Genomic DNA, 17,215 nt, shown 5'->3' with positions numbered 1-17,215 from the left:
GCGTTTTATCGCGAGGGCTGGCGATAGTCGTTCAGCGCAGGTTCAGCGACGAACCGGGCGCTTCTGCAGTTTGCGCTGCAGGGTGCGGCGGTGCATGCCCAGGGCGCGAGCCGTGGCGGAGATGTTGCCTTCGTGCTCGGTGAGCACGCGCTGGATGTGCTCCCACTGCAGGCGATCAACCGACATCGGGTTTTCCGGCACCAGACTGTCGAGGTCGGCGTGCTCGGAGAGCAGCGCGGCGAGCACGTCGTCGGCGTCGGCCGGCTTGCAGAGGTAGTTGCAGGCGCCGCGCTTGATCGCTTCGACCGCCGTGGCAATGCTCGAATAACCGGTGAGGATCACCACGCGCATTTCCGGGTCCAGCTCCAGCAACTTCGGCAGCAATACCAGCCCGGAGTCGCCGTCCATTTTCAGGTCGAGCGCAGCGTAGTCCGGCAGATCGGCCTGAGCGATGGTCAGGCCTTCCTCGGCGGAACCGGCAGTGCTGACGCGAAAGCCGCGGCGGGCCATGGCGCGCGCCATGACTCGGGTGAAAGTCGCGTCGTCGTCGACCAGCAGCAAATGTGGCAGTTCTTCGCCTTCGACTTGGATTTCGTCACTCATGTTGCTCTCCTCGGGCACCGTGAGGCAGGCGCAGCTCGGTGAGCGTGCCGCCTTCCTCATGACTATAGAGTTTCACTGAGCCGCCGGCGCGTGTCACGCTGGCCTTGCTCAAAAACAGGCCCAGGCCGAAACCTTTGCCCTTGGTGGTAAAAAACGGTTTGCCGATCTGCTCGGCGATGGCCAGCGGCACACCGGCGCCGTGGTCACGAATGCTGATGGTCAAGGTGTCCGCGTCCCAATCCAGCGTCACCTGAAGGTTCTCCGGGCAGGCGTCGGCGGCATTGTTGAGCAGATTCAACAGTGCCTGGGTCAGATCCGGCGGCGGCGCCATGCGCGGCACCGCACCCTGGCCGAGACGCTGGAAGCGATAACTGGCCTCCGGACGCATCAAGTGCCAGCGATTCAACGCTTCGTCGAGCCAGACCGTGACGTCCTGCATCTCGACGGCCAGACGCCGATTGGCCTCCGCGGCGCGCACCAACTGCTGCAGGGTTTCCTTGCAGAGCTTGACCTGATCCTGCAGCACCTTCAGATCGTCTTGCAGCATCGGGTCGGGATGATCCTGCTGCATCTCTTTGAGCAATACGCTCATGGTCGCCAGCGGCGTACCCAATTCGTGAGCAGCGCCGGCGGCCTGGGTGGCAACGGCGAGCAATTGCTGATCGCGCAGACCTTCCTCGCGCCGAATCGCACGCAGTTCCTCCTGACGACGCAGCTCCTCGGCCATGCGCGCAGCAAAGAACGTGATCACCGCCGCCGCGAGCGCGAAGCTCAGCCACATGCCATAGACCTGCAGGTTCTCCCGGGCGATCGGCAAGGTTTCCAGCGGGTAGAACCGCGTCAGCATCAGGGTGTACAGCGCCAGTGCGATACCGGACAGAACCACCGAATAGCGCCAGGGCAGCGTCACCGCAGCAATGGTCAGCGGCACCAGATAATAGGAAACGAACGGGTTGGTCGAACCACCGGAGAAATACAGCAGCGCGCTGTGGATCACCAGATCGCAGGCCAATTGCAGAGCGTATTCAAGCTCAGTCACCGGCCACGAAGTGCGCAAACGCACGGCGGTAAACACGCACAGCAGCGTTGAACAGCCCAACGTCATCGCCAGTTGCACCCACGGCAACGGCAACAGTTGCAGCCAATAGGCCAAGCCTACGGACCCGGCCTGCGCGGCGAGCACCAGCGTGCGGATGAAAGTCAGCCGCCAGAGGTTCTGGCGAGTGGCGGAAGTCAGTTGTACGGGGGCGAGCATGAGCTCTCCTGATGAGCGCTCCAGGCGGATCGCACGGAGTATAACCAAGCCGCGCCCCCGAGAGGCGAAAGTGCGGCAAACGACCACATGGCGAAAAGATTTTCGGCGGCTATAAGAACGCCTGCTCGCAAATGGTTGCGCGGCAGCCCCGGGCATCTGTATAGAAGTTGTAACTGGGCGAACCGGATCATAAAAGCTAGAGTCTGATGGTTTCACGCAGGCCCCCACCCAACACCTGCGCCCCCATCAAGGAGCCTTCATGCACACATTTCGCCGCAGCGCCGCCCTTCTCGCCCTGACCGTCGGCAGCATCGCCAGCCTCCCGGCCCTGGCCGCCGATGAGCTGCACTACAACCAGATTTCCCTGCGCGCCGAAGTCAGCCAGGAAGTGGCCCGCGACCTGATGATCGTGACCCTCTACACGGAAGAGCAAAACACCGACCCGGCCAAACTCGCCGCCGACGTCAGCACCACCATGAACAAGGCTCTGGCCCAGGCCAAGCAAGTCAAAGACATCACCCTGCGCCAGGGCAGCCGCAACAGCTACCCGATCTACGACACCAAGGGCCAGAAAATCACCGGCTGGCGCGAACGCGCCGAACTGCGCCTGGAAAGCGCCGACTTCGCCGCCCTGTCCAAACTCACCGGCGAACTGCTGACCGACCTGAAAATGGGCGGCATGGACTTCGCCATCGCCGACCCGACCCGCAAGACCAGTGAAGACGCCCTGCTCAAAGAAGCCGTCACCGCCTTCAAGGCCCGCGCCCAACTGGCCACCGACGCACTGGGCGGCAAGGGCTACAAAATCGTCAACCTGAACCTCAACAGCAATGGCTACCCACAACCGTACCTGCGCGGCCCGATGATGATGAAAGCAGCGGGCATGGATTCAGCGCCGGTTACCCCGGAAGTCGAAGCCGGCACCAGCCAGGTCAACATGACCGCGGATGGCTCGATTGAAGTGCTGATGCCGTGATGTGATGTGGGCTGAATGAAAAACCGGCGATCAGAGCATGATCGCCGGTTTTTTTGTGTCCGGGATTTGTGTTGTTTGTTCTGGCGTCATCGCGAGCAGGCTCACTCCTACCGGAAAATCCTATTTTGCAAATGGGAGCCATCACCTGCCGTTTCTCACGCGGCGAAGTGGGTGGCAGCTATGTGCGGGGTGAGAAACCGGAAAATAGGAAAACCGGCCAGACCGAAGTCTGCCCACAAACAGCCGCCATAACGCATTTGCAGACAGCGAGTACGCTGGCGGCAATTATGCTGATACGAGGACTGAATAACTAATTTTTCCCAGGTTCTCACACCCGATCGCTGAACCTTCAGCGACAACCAAAGCCTAGAGATCGCACGTCCGACGGACAACCTGAAAACCTAGTGGGAAGGTTCTGGTGATTTCACACATTTCTAAACAAACCGAAGTAATCGGGTGACTGAAAGGGCCTCTTCGCGAGCAAGCCCGCTTCCACAGTTTGCACCGAGTACACCCGCCAGAAATGGGTCGGCTGTCAGACCGCCATCGCTAGCAGCTCCCACAGCAACAGCAACAGATCGCAGCCTAAAGCGGAGACAAGTACCCCCCGCACGCGGCCCAGCCCCGCAGGCTTTATCAAAGTGCCGGCCAGTTGGCACAAAACGCCTTGCCCCCGGCGCAATGGTCGTATGACCCGACGATCAAGGACGCCCCCTACGACCCGGCCAAAGCCCGGGCGCTACTTAAGGAAGCCGGGGTTGCGCCCGGTACAACCATCAACCTTTGGGCGATGACAGTGCAACGCGCCTCGAACCCGAACGCGCGAATGTCAGCGCAGATGATCCAGCAGGATTGGGCAAAAATCGGCATCAAGGCCAACATCGTCAGCTATGAATGGGGTGAGTACATCAAGCGTGCCAAGAATGGCGAACACGACGCGATGATCTACGGCTGGACAGGTGACAATGGCGACCCGGACAACTGGCTCGGTGTGCTGTACAGCTGCACGGCGGTGAAAGGCAGTAATTACGCCAAATGGTGCGACCCGGCCTACGACAAACTCGTGCAGCAAGCCAAGGTGTCCACCGACAAGTCGCAACGGGTAAAACTGTATCAACAGGCCCAGCAAATTCTTAAACAACAGGCACCGATTACACCGATTGCCAACTCGACGGTGTTCCAGCCGCTGCACAAGGAAGTCACGGACTTGCGTATTAGCCCATTCGGCCTTACACCCTTCTACGGTGTGGGTATAAATAAGTAACACCAAGCCCCAAGGCGGCGCGCACAACGTGACCGGCGCACCATTTTGGGGCCCTGTTTGCACCGAAAAAATCGCCCGCAAACGGTCAAATGCGTCAACTTTTACACATATGCGACATTAAGGTACGTTCGTGCCACGGTTTAAGGCCGACAGTCGCTCTGCATCTTGCAATGGGTATGGCCCCTGCATAAGTATCCGCAGGCACGACTCACGAGGTCGTACCTCACAACTAAAAAATGACAACAAATCATGAGGCCAACATGCTTAAACACGCGGTCATTCCGTTTTTAGTCGGCGCAGGCTTGTTAGCCTCCGCACCTTTCGCATCCGCTGCGACTAACCTGGTGTTCTGCTCCGAAGGGAGCCCGGCCGGATTCGACCCAGGCCAGTACACCACCGGAACCGACTTCGACGCCTCAGCCGAGACCATGTTCAACCGCCTGACCCAGTTCGAGCGCGGCGGCACCGCCGTTATTCCTGGCCTGGCGACCAAGTGGGACATTTCCGATGACGGCCTGACGTACACCTTCCACCTGCGTGAAGGCGTCAAGTTCCACACCACCCCGTATTTCAAGCCGACTCGTGAGTTCAACGCCGACGACGTGCTGTTCACCTTCAATCGCATGATTAACAAGGATGACCCGTTCCGTAAGGCGTACCCGACCGAATTCCCGTACTTCACCGACATGGGGATGGACACCAACATCACCAAGATCGATAAAGTCGACGACCACACCGTCAAGTTCACGTTGAAAGAAGTGGATGCTGCGTTCATCCAGAACATGGCCATGAGCTTCGCCTCGATCCAGTCCGCCGAGTACGCTGCCAAGCTGCTCAAGGAAGGCAGGGCTGCCGACATCAACCAGAAGCCGATCGGCACCGGCCCGTTCGTGTTCAAGAGCTACCAGAAAGACTCCAACATCCGTTACACCGGGAACAAGGACTACTGGAAGCCTGACGATGTGAAGATCGACAACCTGATCTTCGCCATCACCACCGACCCGTCGGTACGCATTCAGAAGCTGAAAAAGAACGAGTGCCAGATCACCCTGTTCCCGCGCCCGGCCGACCTGAAAGCCCTCAAAGAAGACAAGTCGCTGAAAATGCCTGACCAGGCGGGTTTCAACCTGGGCTACATCGCCTACAACGTGATGGACAAGGTCAAAGGCAGCAACGAGCCAAACCCTCTGGCTGACCTGCGTGTGCGCCAGGCGCTGGACATGTCGGTGAACAAGCCGCAGATCATCGACTCGGTTTACCAGGGCGCTGGCCAGTTGGCCGTCAACGCCATGCCACCGACCCAGTGGTCTTACGACACCACCATCAAGGACGCCAAGTACGACCCTGAGAAAGCCAAAGAGCTGCTCAAGGAAGCCGGCGTCAAGGAAGGCACCGAGATCGTGTTGTGGGCAATGCCGGTACAACGCCCGTACAACCCGAACGCCAAACTGATGGCTGAGATGCTGCAGTCGGACTGGAAGAAGATCGGTCTGAACGTCAAGATCCAGAGCTACGAATGGGGCGAGTACATCAAGCGCTCCAAAGGTGGCGAGAACCAGGCCATGATCATTGGCTGGAGCGGTGACAATGGTGATCCGGACAACTGGCTGAACGTGCTGTTCGGTTGCGACTCGCTCAGCGGCAACAACTTCTCCAAGTGGTGCGACAAGAAATTCGACGGCCTCGTCAAGGAAGCCAAGCGCACAACCGACCAGGCCAAGCGCACCGAACTGTACAAAGAGGCGCAACACGTCCTCAAAGATGCAGTCCCAATGACACCTATCGCTCACTCGACGGTGTACCAACCCATGCGCGCCAACGTGCAGGATTTCAAGATCAGCCCATTCGGCTTGAATTCCTTCTACGGCGTCAGCGTCAGCAAATAAGGCATTGCAACGGCGACGTTTTTGACGTCGCCGTTGTTTTACCTGCCGGAAAGTTAGGAAATTGCCTACATCCAATTCCGCTGCGGATTACTGCAACGGCATAGGACGCGTCGACTTTTCCTACGAGGTTTCAGGCATTTACGCATTTACTGCCAGACCCACGGCCCCTACCGTCGGGTTCTGACCAGTGACTGTGTGGGCTAACGGTTTGCTGTCCGCACTGGTTTGAGCTTGATGCAGCCACAACGTCCCCGGATGGGATCGCAGCGCATCGAAAAACACTAAAAAAGAGGGAGCGTCATGCGCCATACCTTGGTTTTTTCCGCTTTGCTGGGCGCCGGCCTGTTGGCCGCCACGTCCGCCAGTTTCGCCGCACCCAAAAGCCTGGTGTTCTGCTCCGAAGGCAGCCCGGCGGGTTTTGATACCGCGCAATACACGACGGCCACCGATAACGATGCCGCCGAGCCGCTGTATAACCGTTTGGTCGAGTTCGAAAAAGGCGCGACCAATGTCGTCCCAGGTCTGGCTACCAAGTGGGATATTTCCGAGGACGGTCTCAAGTACACCTTTCACCTACGTGAAGGTGTGAAATTTCATACAACGCCTTACTTCAAGCCGACCCGCGATTTCAACGCCGACGACGTGTTGTTCACGTTTAATCGCATGCTCGATGCACAACAGCCCTTCCGTAAGGCTTATCCGACCGAGTTCCCGTATTTCAACGGGATGAGCCTGAACAAGAACATTGCCAAGGTCGAAAAGACCGGGCCACTGACCGTGGAGTTCACGCTCAACAGCGTTGACGCCGCGTTCATCCAGAACATCGCCATGAGCTTCGCCGCCATTCTGTCCGCCGAATACGCCGACAAGCTGTTGGCCGAAGGCAAGCCGAGCGACATCAACCAGAAGCCGATCGGCACCGGCCCGTTCGTGTTCAAGAGCTACCAGAAAGACTCGAACATCCGTTACACCGCTAATAAACAATACTGGGACCCGAGCCGGGTAAAGCTCGATAACCTGATTTTCGCGATCAACACCGACGCCTCGGTGCGCGTGCAAAAGCTCAAGGCTGGCGAATGCCAGATCACCCTGCATCCACGCCCGGCTGATGTCGACGCGCTGAAGAGCGATCCAAAACTGCAACTGATCTCCAAGCCGGGTTTCAACCTCGGCTACATCGCCTACAACGTGCGCCACAAACCGTTCGACCAGCTCGAAGTGCGTCAGGCGCTGGACATGGCGGTGAATAAACAGGGGATTCTCAACGCCGTTTACCAAGGCGCCGGCCAACTGGCGGTCAACGCCATGCCACCGACCCAGTGGTCTTACGACGATACGATCAAAGACGCTGCCTACAACCCGGAAAAAGCCAAAGAGTTGCTCAAGGCTGCCGGCGTGAAAGAAGGCACCGAGATCACCCTGTGGGCGATGCCGGTGCAGCGTCCGTACAACCCGAACGCCAAACTGATGGCCGAAATGCTCCAGGCCGACTGGGCGAAAATCGGTCTGAAAGTGAAGATCGTCAGCTATGAATGGGGCGAGTACATCAAGCGCACCAAGAATGGCGAACACGACGTCAGCCTGATCGGCTGGACCGGTGACAACGGTGACCCGGACAACTGGCTCGGCACGCTGTACAGCTGCGATGCCATTGGTGGCAACAACTACTCGATGTGGTGCGATCCGGCTTACGACAAGCTGATCAAAGAGGCCAAGGTCGTCACCGACCGCGACCAGCGCACCGCGCTTTACAAACAGGCGCAGCAGTTGCTCAAGCAGCAAGTGCCGATCACGCCTGTCGCCCACTCGACGGTCAACCAACCGTTAAGCACCCGGGTTGAAGGGTTCAAGGTGAGCCCCTTCGGTCGCAACGTGTTCTCGGGCGTCAGTATCGATTAACCCAACCGATTAGCCGCAATGCTGAGGGGGGCCGTCTATCCCCCTCACGCAAGCGCTTTGCCGAAATTCGCCAATCCGGCCTTTGGCAAACGTTTGCGATGTGTGATTGAGTTCTAAACCAAATAGCCGGACGACCAAAAAAAGACCGGTATAAAAAGAAAGTAAAGGAGCTTCACCCATGAAACTGAGCAGCACCGCGATACTGGCTTTGGCCATCAGCAGCATCACCGCCACGGCGTATGCAGAACCTGTCAGTCAGGAGTTCGTCCCCACTACCCTGGCCGGCAGTAGCGCCCAAAGCGAGGCCAAAGGCTTTATTGATGGACAGAGCTTGGGCGGCACAACCCGTAACTTTTATGCCAATGAACTGAAGCGTCGTGACGACAGTTTCAGCTACGTGAAGAACAGCGACAAGAACACCACGCCACAGGTCAGAACCAAAACCCCGCGTCGTATCAACTGGGTTCAGGGCACCATCGTCAACTACACCTCGGGCTTCACCCAAGGCACCGTTGGCGTGAGCACTGAAGTGGCCGCCTACAACGCCATCGTTCTGGATCGTGACCGTAAGGACATCGCTGGCGGCTCCAACCGCACCCTCGCCGACTCCGACGGCGACGCTGTCGGCCAGTGGAGCAAACTGGGTCTGGCCAACGTCAAGTTCCGCGTATCGAACACCACCCTGACCGCCGGTCGCCAGAACTTCAGCACGCCGATCGTCGATGTCATCGGCAACCGTCCGCTGCCTTCGAGCTTCGAAGGTATCAGCCTGCACAGCGAAGAATTCAGCAACCTGTCGTTTGACCTGGCCGGTTTCGACCGCGTCTCGCCACGTACCGAACAGAGCCTGTCGAAATTCCGTTCCGAGTACTCGGCCACTGGTGTTGAAACCGACAAGGTTTACACAGCCGGTTTGAACTACCAGCCGCTCAAGAGCCTGAAAACCAGCCTGTATGTCGCGAACGTTGAAGACTTCTGGAACCAGTACTACTTCGGCGCCACCCACGAACTGGGTGACAGCCAGGTCCTGAGCCTGACCACCGGTCTGAACTACTACAAGACTGTCGACGAAGGCAAAAAGTTGATGGGCAACATCGACAACGACACCTACTCGCTGTCGCTCGGCCTGACTCACCAGGCCCACAGCCTGACCTTCTCGTACCAGGAAGTGAACGGCAACGAGTACTTCGACTACCTGCACGAAACCAACGGCATCTACCTGGCCAACTCCCTGCTGTCGGACTTCAACGGCCCGAACGAGAAATCCTTCCAGATCGCTTACGGCTTGAACATGGCTGAATACGGCGTACCCGGCCTGAAGTTCAACATCTACCAGGCGCGCGGCTGGGGCATTGACGGCACTCACTACCGTGGCACGGCTTACACCGATCCAGGAGCCAAACGCGGCGACCTGAGCCTGATGAATGGCGAAAGCCACTATGAATACGGCGTCGGTGCTTCTTACGCCGTGCAGAGCGGCCCGCTCAAGGCCACCGCTATTCGTGCGACGTACACCACTCACCGCGCCAGCGAGCACCAGGCTGACGGCAACATCAACGAGTTCCGTCTCGTGACCACCATTCCGTTCAACATCCTGTAAAAACGCTAACCGACGGCTGACTCATGAAGAGTCGGCCGTTCGGTTTTTTGTCTTCAACCGATTGCAGAGGGTTATCGATGAAAATGCTTCCCCTACGTGCGGCCGTCGCTGCCGCGTTGTTGAGCGCCGCCATCGGCGTCTCGGCCAAACCCTTGGTGGTCTGCACCGAAGCCAGTCCGGAAGGCTTCGACATGGTCCAGTACACAACTGCAGTCACAGCCGACGCGGTGGCCGAAACCATCTTCAACCGGCTGGCGGACTTCAAGCCCGGCACCACCGAAGTGATACCGGCGCTGGCCGACTCCTGGGACATCAGCGATGACGGCTTGAGCTACACCTTCCACCTGCGCAAAGGCGTCAAGTTTCACACCACCGATTACTTCAAGCCGACTCGCGACATGAACGCCGACGACGTGGTCTGGAGCTTCCAGCGTCAACTGGACCCGAATCACCCGTGGCACAAACTGTCGAGCGTGGGCTTCCCCTACTTTGAAAGCATGGGCTTCAAGGAACTGCTCAAAAGCGTAGAAAAAGTCGACGACAACACGGTCAAGTTCACCCTGACCCGCCGCGAAGCGCCGTTCCTGGCCGACCTGGCCATGGCGTTCTCCTCGATCTACTCGGCCGAATACGCCGACCAGTTGCTCAAGGCCAACAAGACCGGCGACCTGAACAGCAAGCCGATCGGCACCGGCCCGTTCATCTTCCAGCGTTACGCCAAGGACGCTCAAGTACGGTTCAAGGCCAACCCGGACTATTTCCGTGGCAAGCCACCGGCCGATGCGCTGATTCTGGCGATTGCCACCGACAACAACGTGCGCCTGCAAAAACTCAAGGCCAACGAGTGCCAGATTGCGCTGTATCCGAAGCCGGATGACATCCCGAGCATCAAGAAAGACAGCAACCTGAAAGTCGCCGAACTCGACGCGATGACCGTGTCGTATGTCGCCATGAACACCCAGCACAAATACATGAGCGACGTGCGGGTGCGCAAAGCGATCGACATCGCCTTCGACAAGGAAGCCTACGTAAACGCGCTGTTTGGCAAAGGTAACGCCACCGTCGCAGTCAACCCGTACCCACCGACGCTGCTGGGCTACAACCATGACTTGAAGAACCCGCCTCGCGATCTCGACAAGGCTCGCGCCCTGCTCAAGGAAGCCGGTGTTCCAGAAGGCACCACGTTTACCCTGTTTACCCGCAACGGCGGCGGCCCGACCAACCCCAACCCGATGCTCGGCGCGCAGATGATGCAGGCTGACCTGGCGAAAGTCGGGATCAAGATCGACATCCGCGTGATGGAATGGGGCGAAATGCTCAAACGCGCCAAGGCCGGTGAGCACGACATGGTCTCGGCCGGATGGGCGGGCGACAATGGCGACCCGGACAACTTCCTGACGCCTATGCTCAGTTGCGAGGCGGCCAAGAATGGCGAGAACTACGCGCGCTGGTGCAACGAGAAATTCCAGGCTCTGCTGGATGAAGCACGGGCTAAAGTAGATCCGGCCGAACGCGCGAAACTCTACGAGCAAGCCCAGGTCCTGTTTAATCAGGACCAACCGTGGATCAGCATGGCCCACACCCGGATGTTCACTGCAATGCGCAACAACGTAGAGGGCTACCACATCAGCCCTCTGACAACTAATAACTTCGCCACCACCCAGGTGAAGTAGATAAGAAACGCCCGGCCTCCCTGACCCCAGGGAAGCCGGGTACGCCTAACCGGCTGATGAGGTACCACACAAGATGTTTAGTTTTATTGCCCGCCGACTGGGGTTGTTGATCCCCACGTTTTTCGGCATCACCTTGCTGACTTTCGCGTTGATTCGCATGATTCCGGGCGACCCCGTGGAAGTGATGATGGGCGAACGTCGGGTCGATCCCGAAATGCACGCTCAGGCAATGGAACGCCTAGGTCTGAACAAACCGCTGTATGCCCAGTATCTGGACTACATCGGCAAACTGGCTCACGGCGATCTCGGCGAATCCCTGCGTACGCGCACCAGCGTCTGGACCGAGTTCACCTCCCTTTTCCCGGCGACCCTGGAACTGTCCATGGCCGCCCTGCTGTTCGCCGGCATTCTGGGCCTTCTGGCCGGGGTGATTGCGGCACTCAAGCGAGGATCCCTGTTCGACCATGGGGTGATGGGCATCTCCCTGGCGGGGTATTCGATGCCGATCTTCTGGTGGGGCCTGATCCTGATCATGTTCTTCTCGGTGAGCCTGGGCTGGACCCCGGTGTCCGGGCGGATCGACCTGCTCTACGACATCGAGCCGCGCACCGGTTTCATGTTGATCGACACGCTGCTGGCCGATGACGTCGGCGCATTCTTCGACGCATTGCATCACTTGATCCTGCCGGCCATCGTGCTGGGGACCATCCCGCTGGCGGTGATCGCGCGGATGACCCGCTCCTCGATGCTCGAAGTCCTGCGTGAAGACTACATCCGCACTGCCAGGGCCAAAGGCCTGTCGCCGGCACGCGTGGTGTTCGTCCACGGTTTGCGTAACGCGCTGATTCCGGTCCTGACCGTGGTCGGCCTGCAAGTCGGCACGCTGCTGGCCGGTGCGGTTCTGACCGAAACCATCTTCTCCTGGCCCGGCATCGGTAAATGGCTGATCGAAGCCATCGGCGCCCGGGACTACCCGGTTGTGCAAAACGGCATCCTGTTAATCGCCTGCCTGGTGATTCTGGTCAACTTCGTAGTGGACATCCTCTACGGCTTTGCCAACCCACGCATCCGTCATCAGCGCTGAGGTCAATTACCCATGAGCACTCCAACTTCCTCAGCAGCCACCGCCGCGTCCGACGTGGATCAAAGCCTGCTGTACCCGTCACCGTACAAAGAATTCTGGCAAGCCTTCTCCAAGAACAAGGGCGCAGTTGCCGGTTTGCTGTTCATGCTGCTGATCGTCTTCTGCGCGCTGTTCGCGCCGTGGGTCGCACCGCATAACCCGAGCGAGCAATACCGTGACTTCCTGCTGACGCCGCCGTCGTGGCTCGAAGGCGGGCAGATTCAGTTCCTGCTCGGCACCGATGAACTGGGTCGCGACTTGCTGTCGCGTCTGATCCAGGGTTCGCGCCTGTCGCTGCTGATCGGTTTGTCTTCGGTCGTGATGTCGTTGATCCCGGGCATCCTGCTGGGTCTGTTCGCCGGTTTCTTCCCCAAAGTCCTCGGCCCGACCATCATGCGTTTGATGGACATCATGCTGGCCCTGCCGTCCTTGCTGCTGGCGGTGGCGATTGTCGCCATCCTCGGCCCTGGCCTGATCAACACCGTGATTGCGATTGCTGTGGTATCGCTGCCGTCCTACGTGCGTCTGACCCGTGCCGCCGTCATGGGCGAACTGAACCGCGACTACGTGACCGCCGCGCGCCTGGCCGGTGCCGGGCTGCCACGCCTGATGTTCATCACCGTGCTGCCCAACTGCATGGCACCGCTGATCGTACAAGCGACCCTGAGCTTCTCCTCGGCGATTCTCGATGCCGCCGCCCTGGGCTTCCTCGGCCTTGGCGTACAACCGCCAACCCCTGAGTGGGGCACCATGCTGGCCTCGGCCCGCGACTACATCGAACGCGCCTGGTGGGTGGTGAGCCTGCCTGGTTTGACCATTTTGCTCAGCGTGCTGGCAATCAACCTGATGGGCGACGGTCTGCGCGATGCGCTGGACCCGAAACTCAAGAACGCCGCCTGAGGAGATTCCCATGTCACTGCTAGAAATCAAGAATCTCAACGTTCGCTTCGGCGACAAAACCGCCGTGCCGGTGGTCGATGGCCTCGACCTCAAAGTCGACAAGGGCGAAGTACTGGCGATCGTGGGCGAGTCCGGTTCGGGCAAATCCGTGACCATGATGGCCCTGATGGGCCTGATCGAGCACCCGGGGATCGTCACGGCCGACGCCCTGAATTTCGACGGCAAGAACATGCTCACCCTGAGCAACCGCCAGCGCCGGCAGATCGTCGGCAAAGACCTGGCAATGGTGTTCCAGGACCCGATGACCGCACTGAACCCGAGCTACACCGTCGGTTTCCAGATCGAAGAAGTGCTGCGCCTGCACCTGAAAATGTCCGCCAAGCAAGCGCGTAAACGTGCCATCGAACTGCTGGAAAAAGTGGAAATCCCGGGCGCCGCCAGCCGTATGGACGCCTACCCGCATCAACTGTCCGGCGGTATGAGCCAGCGCGTCGCCATCGCCATGGCGATTGCCGGCGAGCCAAAACTGCTGATCGCCGACGAACCGACCACTGCACTGGACGTAACGATTCAGGCGCAGATCATGGATCTGCTGCTGGCGTTACAGAAAGAACAGGACATGGGCCTGGTGCTGATCACCCACGACCTCGCGGTCGTGGCTGAAACCGCCCAGCGCGTGTGCGTGATGTATGCCGGCCAAGCCGTTGAAGTCGGTCAGGTGCCACAACTGTTCGACATCCCGGCGCACCCGTACAGCGAAGCGCTGCTCAAGGCGATTCCGGAGCACAGCCAGGGCGCCGAGCGTCTGGCGACGCTGCCGGGCATCGTCCCGGGCCGTTACGACCGTCCGCAGGGCTGCCTGCTGTCGCCGCGCTGCCCGTACGTGCAGGACAGCTGCCGCGCGCAACGTCCGACCCTTGACCCGAAAAGCCACAGCCTCGCCCGCTGCTTCTACCCGCTGAACCAGGAGGTGGCGTAATGGCCGTCGTACTTACCGCCCGCGACCTGACCCGTCACTACGAAGTCTCCCGTGGCCTGTTCAAGGGCCACGCCACCGTGCGCGCGCTGAACGGCGTGTCGTTCGAACTGGAAGCCGGCAAGACCCTCGCGGTTGTCGGCGAGTCGGGCTGTGGCAAATCGACCCTCGCCCGCGCCCTGACCCTGATTGAAGAGCCGTCGTCCGGCTCCTTGAAAATCGCCGGCCAGGAAGTGGCCGGTGCCGACAAGGCCCAGCGCAAGCAACTGCGCAAAGACGTGCAGATGGTGTTCCAGAGCCCGTACGCGTCGTTGAACCCACGGCAGAAAGTCGGTGATCAGCTCGGCGAGCCGCTGCTGATCAACACCAACCTGTCCGCCGCCGAACGTCGCGAGAAAGTCCAGGCGATGATGAAGCAGGTCGGCTTGCGTCCCGAGCACTACCAGCGTTATCCGCACATGTTTTCCGGCGGTCAGCGCCAGCGTATCGCCCTGGCCCGAGCAATGATGCTGCAACCCAAAGTGCTGGTGGCGGACGAACCGACTTCGGCGCTGGACGTGTCGATTCAGGCGCAGGTGCTGAACCTGTTCATGGATCTGCAGCAGGAGTTCAACACCGCCTACGTGTTCATCTCGCACAACCTGGCGGTGGTGCAACACGTGGCCGATGACGTGATGGTGATGTACCTCGGTCGCCCGGTGGAAATGGGTCCGAAAAACGCCATCTATGATCGTCCTCTGCACCCTTACACCCAGGCGCTGCTGTCGGCGACCCCGACGATTCACCCGGATCCGGACAAGCCGAAAATCAAGATCGTCGGCGAATTGCCCAACCCGCTCAACCCGCCCGCAGGCTGCGCGTTCCACAAGCGTTGCCCGTATGCGACCGAGCGTTGCAGCACTCAAGAGCCAGCCCTGCGCGAGCTCGACAACCGGCAGGTGGCGTGCCACTACGCCGAGCAGTTCCTCGACGGCGCGGCGTAAGCAAATCCCGAGGCAAATGCAAGCCCGTTCCCACAGAGATTGTGTTGGACTTAGAGTCAAAGTGTTAACCAAACCCCTTCCGCTTCGATTGCGCATCAGTCGAGGTAGAAGGGGTTTTCTTTTGTCTGCCATTTACGTCTGGCTGTCGCCTTCGTCACTGTCGTCGGTGGCCGGCTCGTCGGTGGTCGAATCATCATCGCCTTCGCTGCCGCCCTGGCCTTTATCACCGCCCTCAGAATCAGACTTGGCCAGCATCAGCCCGCTGTGCCCCACCTGCCCGCTGAAGGCCTGGGCATCGTGATCCTCGCACTCGGCCCAAGCCGTCGCGGTGCCGAGGGAGAACATCACCATCACTTTCAACAGCAGCAAAACGCGTAGCAATCTGTTTTTCATGATCGATTCCATCCTCTGCGGGTGAGACAAACATGCCGATCCGGCGATGAATGAAATCTAGTTCCGATCCGCCGGGTTCACCAGACAAGACACTCAGCAGCCGGCAGAAATACCCTCGACACAAAGACTGGTTTCCAATAACGCCAATAGCCGGAGCCGCTAAAGGACGCCGGCCTGCCCTTAAGGCCCGTCCGAGACGCGTGTGTGAGTGGCCTGATAAATCAGCGGGATGGCCAACAGCGCCAGCGTCGCACTGACCAGCCAGACACTGTGCCCGCCAAAGTATCCGTACATTTGACCGCTCAGCACCGGTGATACCAGTGCGCTCGCACTCCAGCTCATGAAAAACAGACCGAAGTACTGCCCGCCTTTGCCACTCTGTGCATGCTGCATGACCAACACATTGAGCGGCGGCATGAACAGCGCTTCGCCCAGTGTCCAGACCACCGTCGACAGGCAGACGAAAAACAGTCCGGTGCCCAATGGCAACATGCCCAGCCCGATAGCCAGCAACAGACTGCCGGCCACCAGTTGCCGCCGCATGCCCCACCGTTCGCCCCAATGGGACAGCGGAATCTGCAGGGCCACAATCAGTATCGCGTTGAGCGCGAACTGCCAACCGATGGCTTCTGTGCTCAAGTGGTAGTAGTCACGCAGATAGTTGCCCAGCGTGCTGTAGACGGTATCGAACGCCATGCCGAGCAAGACCGCCGCTGCCAGCAACCAGAGAAACGCCTTGTCGCGATACGCAGAGGATGCGCCGGAGCCCGCGTCGGCTGACGCCTCAACGATCAACACCGGTCGACGCCAGGTCGTGCGGACAAACCAGAGCAACGCCAGTAGCGTCATCGCCGCACTGGCGAAAAACACCGAGCGAAAATCCGTCTGCGCCAACACCCCGCCAGCCACCCCGGCAGCGGCCATCCCGAGATTTCTCGCAACCCGGCTCAAAGCTTGCGCACGCGAACGCTGCGCAACCTCGCAATACTCCATGATCAACCGTTGATGCAGGGTGCGGATCGCCCCGTCGAGCACACCGCTCAACAGCAATAACGCCGCAAGCCACGGCACGTCGGTGACCAACCCCAACAGGATCAGGGTCCATACCGACAGGAAAAACAGCGCCGCCGTGAGCCGCGCCGTGGGAAAGCGATCACTGAGCAACCCACCGACCATCGAACCGATCAACAGCCCCGCGCCGTAACCGGACAGCAGCCAGCCCACGGTTTCAATCGCCAGCCCCAGCTCCTGACGCAGATACAACGCCATGAACAGCTTGACCATACTGCTGAGGCGATTGATGAACAGCAGCGCCGCGAGCACCCAGGCCATTACGCCAAAATAGCCATTGAGTCGCAGCAGGTAAGTCAGCCGACTTGTCATTCCTTTGACCTCTCAAAGCGACTTTCGCAAACCTGAGACACTAACGGTCAGCTCTCGGATTGTCGCGCTCAAGTATGTCGAGATCACAAAAAACGGAGTCGCCCTACAGCCCCATGCAGGTGCAACCTTCGGCAGATCAGGCAGATTGAAGGCACTCAGTCAGAAAATGGTCGGCCGTCAGGCCGCCTTCGCGAGCAGGCTCGCACACAAAAAAGCATGAGCAGAACGCGTATCCCCTCTGCTACTCACCACTCAACAGGATGAGCGTTAGCTCGGCTGCAGCTCTTGACCTTGATCCACG

13 protein-coding genes and 1 pseudogene are annotated in these 17,215 nt (G+C 59.4%); 10 read left to right on the top strand and 4 right to left on the bottom strand.

From position 1 onward, the window contains the following. Positions 1–42 precede the first annotated feature (42 nt). Both AACY02_RS09630 and AACY02_RS09625 read right to left on the bottom strand, forming a co-directional pair. Positions 43–603: a response regulator transcription factor gene (locus AACY02_RS09630; protein WP_003221630.1), complete on the bottom strand. Its 561-nt coding sequence runs from the start codon at positions 601–603 to the stop codon at positions 43–45. Beyond that, positions 596–1,858, bottom strand: coding sequence for an ATP-binding protein (locus tag AACY02_RS09625; RefSeq protein WP_339431727.1), 1,263 nt, complete (start codon positions 1,856–1,858; stop codon positions 596–598). Before AACY02_RS09625 ends, AACY02_RS09630 begins: the two co-directional genes overlap by 8 nt. A gap of 259 nt (positions 1,859–2,117) precedes the next feature. On the opposite strand from AACY02_RS09625, the gene AACY02_RS09620 reads away from it, so the two are divergent. The 10 genes and pseudogenes from AACY02_RS09620 (at position 2,118) to AACY02_RS09575 (ending at position 15,138) form a co-directional block, all read left to right on the top strand. After that, complete coding sequence (locus AACY02_RS09620) at positions 2,118–2,834, top strand: SIMPL domain-containing protein (RefSeq protein WP_339431726.1); 717 nt, start codon at positions 2,118–2,120, stop codon at positions 2,832–2,834. Between the two features lie 625 nt (positions 2,835–3,459). Continuing rightward, positions 3,460–4,098: pseudogene (locus tag AACY02_RS09615) on the top strand (ABC transporter substrate-binding protein); the annotation flags it as partial. A gap of 260 nt (positions 4,099–4,358) precedes the next feature. Next, a complete protein-coding gene (locus AACY02_RS09610; protein WP_339431725.1) occupies positions 4,359–5,984 on the top strand; it encodes an ABC transporter substrate-binding protein in 1,626 nt (541 codons plus the stop codon). A 300-nt stretch (positions 5,985–6,284) separates the two neighbouring features. Then, positions 6,285–7,883: an ABC transporter substrate-binding protein gene (locus tag AACY02_RS09605; RefSeq protein ID WP_339431724.1), complete on the top strand. Its 1,599-nt coding sequence runs from the start codon at positions 6,285–6,287 to the stop codon at positions 7,881–7,883. Between the two features lie 178 nt (positions 7,884–8,061). Continuing rightward, on the top strand, positions 8,062–9,483 hold the full coding sequence (locus tag AACY02_RS09600; protein WP_221730067.1) for an OprD family porin: 1,422 nt from the start codon (positions 8,062–8,064) through the stop codon (positions 9,481–9,483). Between the two features lie 77 nt (positions 9,484–9,560). Continuing rightward, positions 9,561–11,156 (top strand): ABC transporter substrate-binding protein, encoded by a 1,596-nt coding sequence (locus tag AACY02_RS09595; RefSeq protein WP_339431723.1) that lies wholly within the window; start codon positions 9,561–9,563, stop codon positions 11,154–11,156. A gap of 73 nt (positions 11,157–11,229) precedes the next feature. Then, complete coding sequence (locus AACY02_RS09590; protein WP_221730069.1) at positions 11,230–12,240, top strand: ABC transporter permease subunit; 1,011 nt, start codon at positions 11,230–11,232, stop codon at positions 12,238–12,240. A 12-nt stretch (positions 12,241–12,252) separates the two neighbouring features. Then, complete coding sequence (locus AACY02_RS09585) at positions 12,253–13,179, top strand: ABC transporter permease subunit (RefSeq protein WP_221730070.1); 927 nt, start codon at positions 12,253–12,255, stop codon at positions 13,177–13,179. Between the two features lie 10 nt (positions 13,180–13,189). Further along, on the top strand, positions 13,190–14,158 hold the full coding sequence (locus AACY02_RS09580; RefSeq protein ID WP_339431722.1) for an ABC transporter ATP-binding protein: 969 nt from the start codon (positions 13,190–13,192) through the stop codon (positions 14,156–14,158). After that, complete coding sequence (locus AACY02_RS09575) at positions 14,158–15,138, top strand: peptide ABC transporter ATP-binding protein (protein WP_339431721.1); 981 nt, start codon at positions 14,158–14,160, stop codon at positions 15,136–15,138. The genes AACY02_RS09580 and AACY02_RS09575 overlap by 1 nt, the downstream gene beginning before the upstream one ends. A 132-nt stretch (positions 15,139–15,270) precedes the next feature. Here the strand turns inward: AACY02_RS09575 and AACY02_RS09570 are convergent, their stop codons facing one another. Together AACY02_RS09570 and AACY02_RS09565 are read right to left on the bottom strand one after the other, a co-directional pair. Beyond that, positions 15,271–15,531, bottom strand: a complete 261-nt coding sequence (locus AACY02_RS09570) for a hypothetical protein (RefSeq protein ID WP_339431720.1) — start codon at positions 15,529–15,531, stop codon at positions 15,271–15,273. A gap of 180 nt (positions 15,532–15,711) precedes the next feature. Next, on the bottom strand, positions 15,712–16,914 hold the full coding sequence (locus AACY02_RS09565) for an MFS transporter (protein WP_339431719.1): 1,203 nt from the start codon (positions 16,912–16,914) through the stop codon (positions 15,712–15,714). Positions 16,915–17,215: the final 301 nt, after the last annotated feature.

Source organism: Pseudomonas sp. EA_65y_Pfl2_P78, from assembly GCF_963970495.1.
In the GTDB taxonomy this organism is placed as follows: Bacteria; Pseudomonadota; Gammaproteobacteria; order Pseudomonadales; family Pseudomonadaceae; genus Aquipseudomonas; species Aquipseudomonas baetica_A.
The sequence above is the reverse complement of the archived record's forward strand: the minus strand, read 5'-3'. Positions and strand labels throughout refer to the sequence as shown.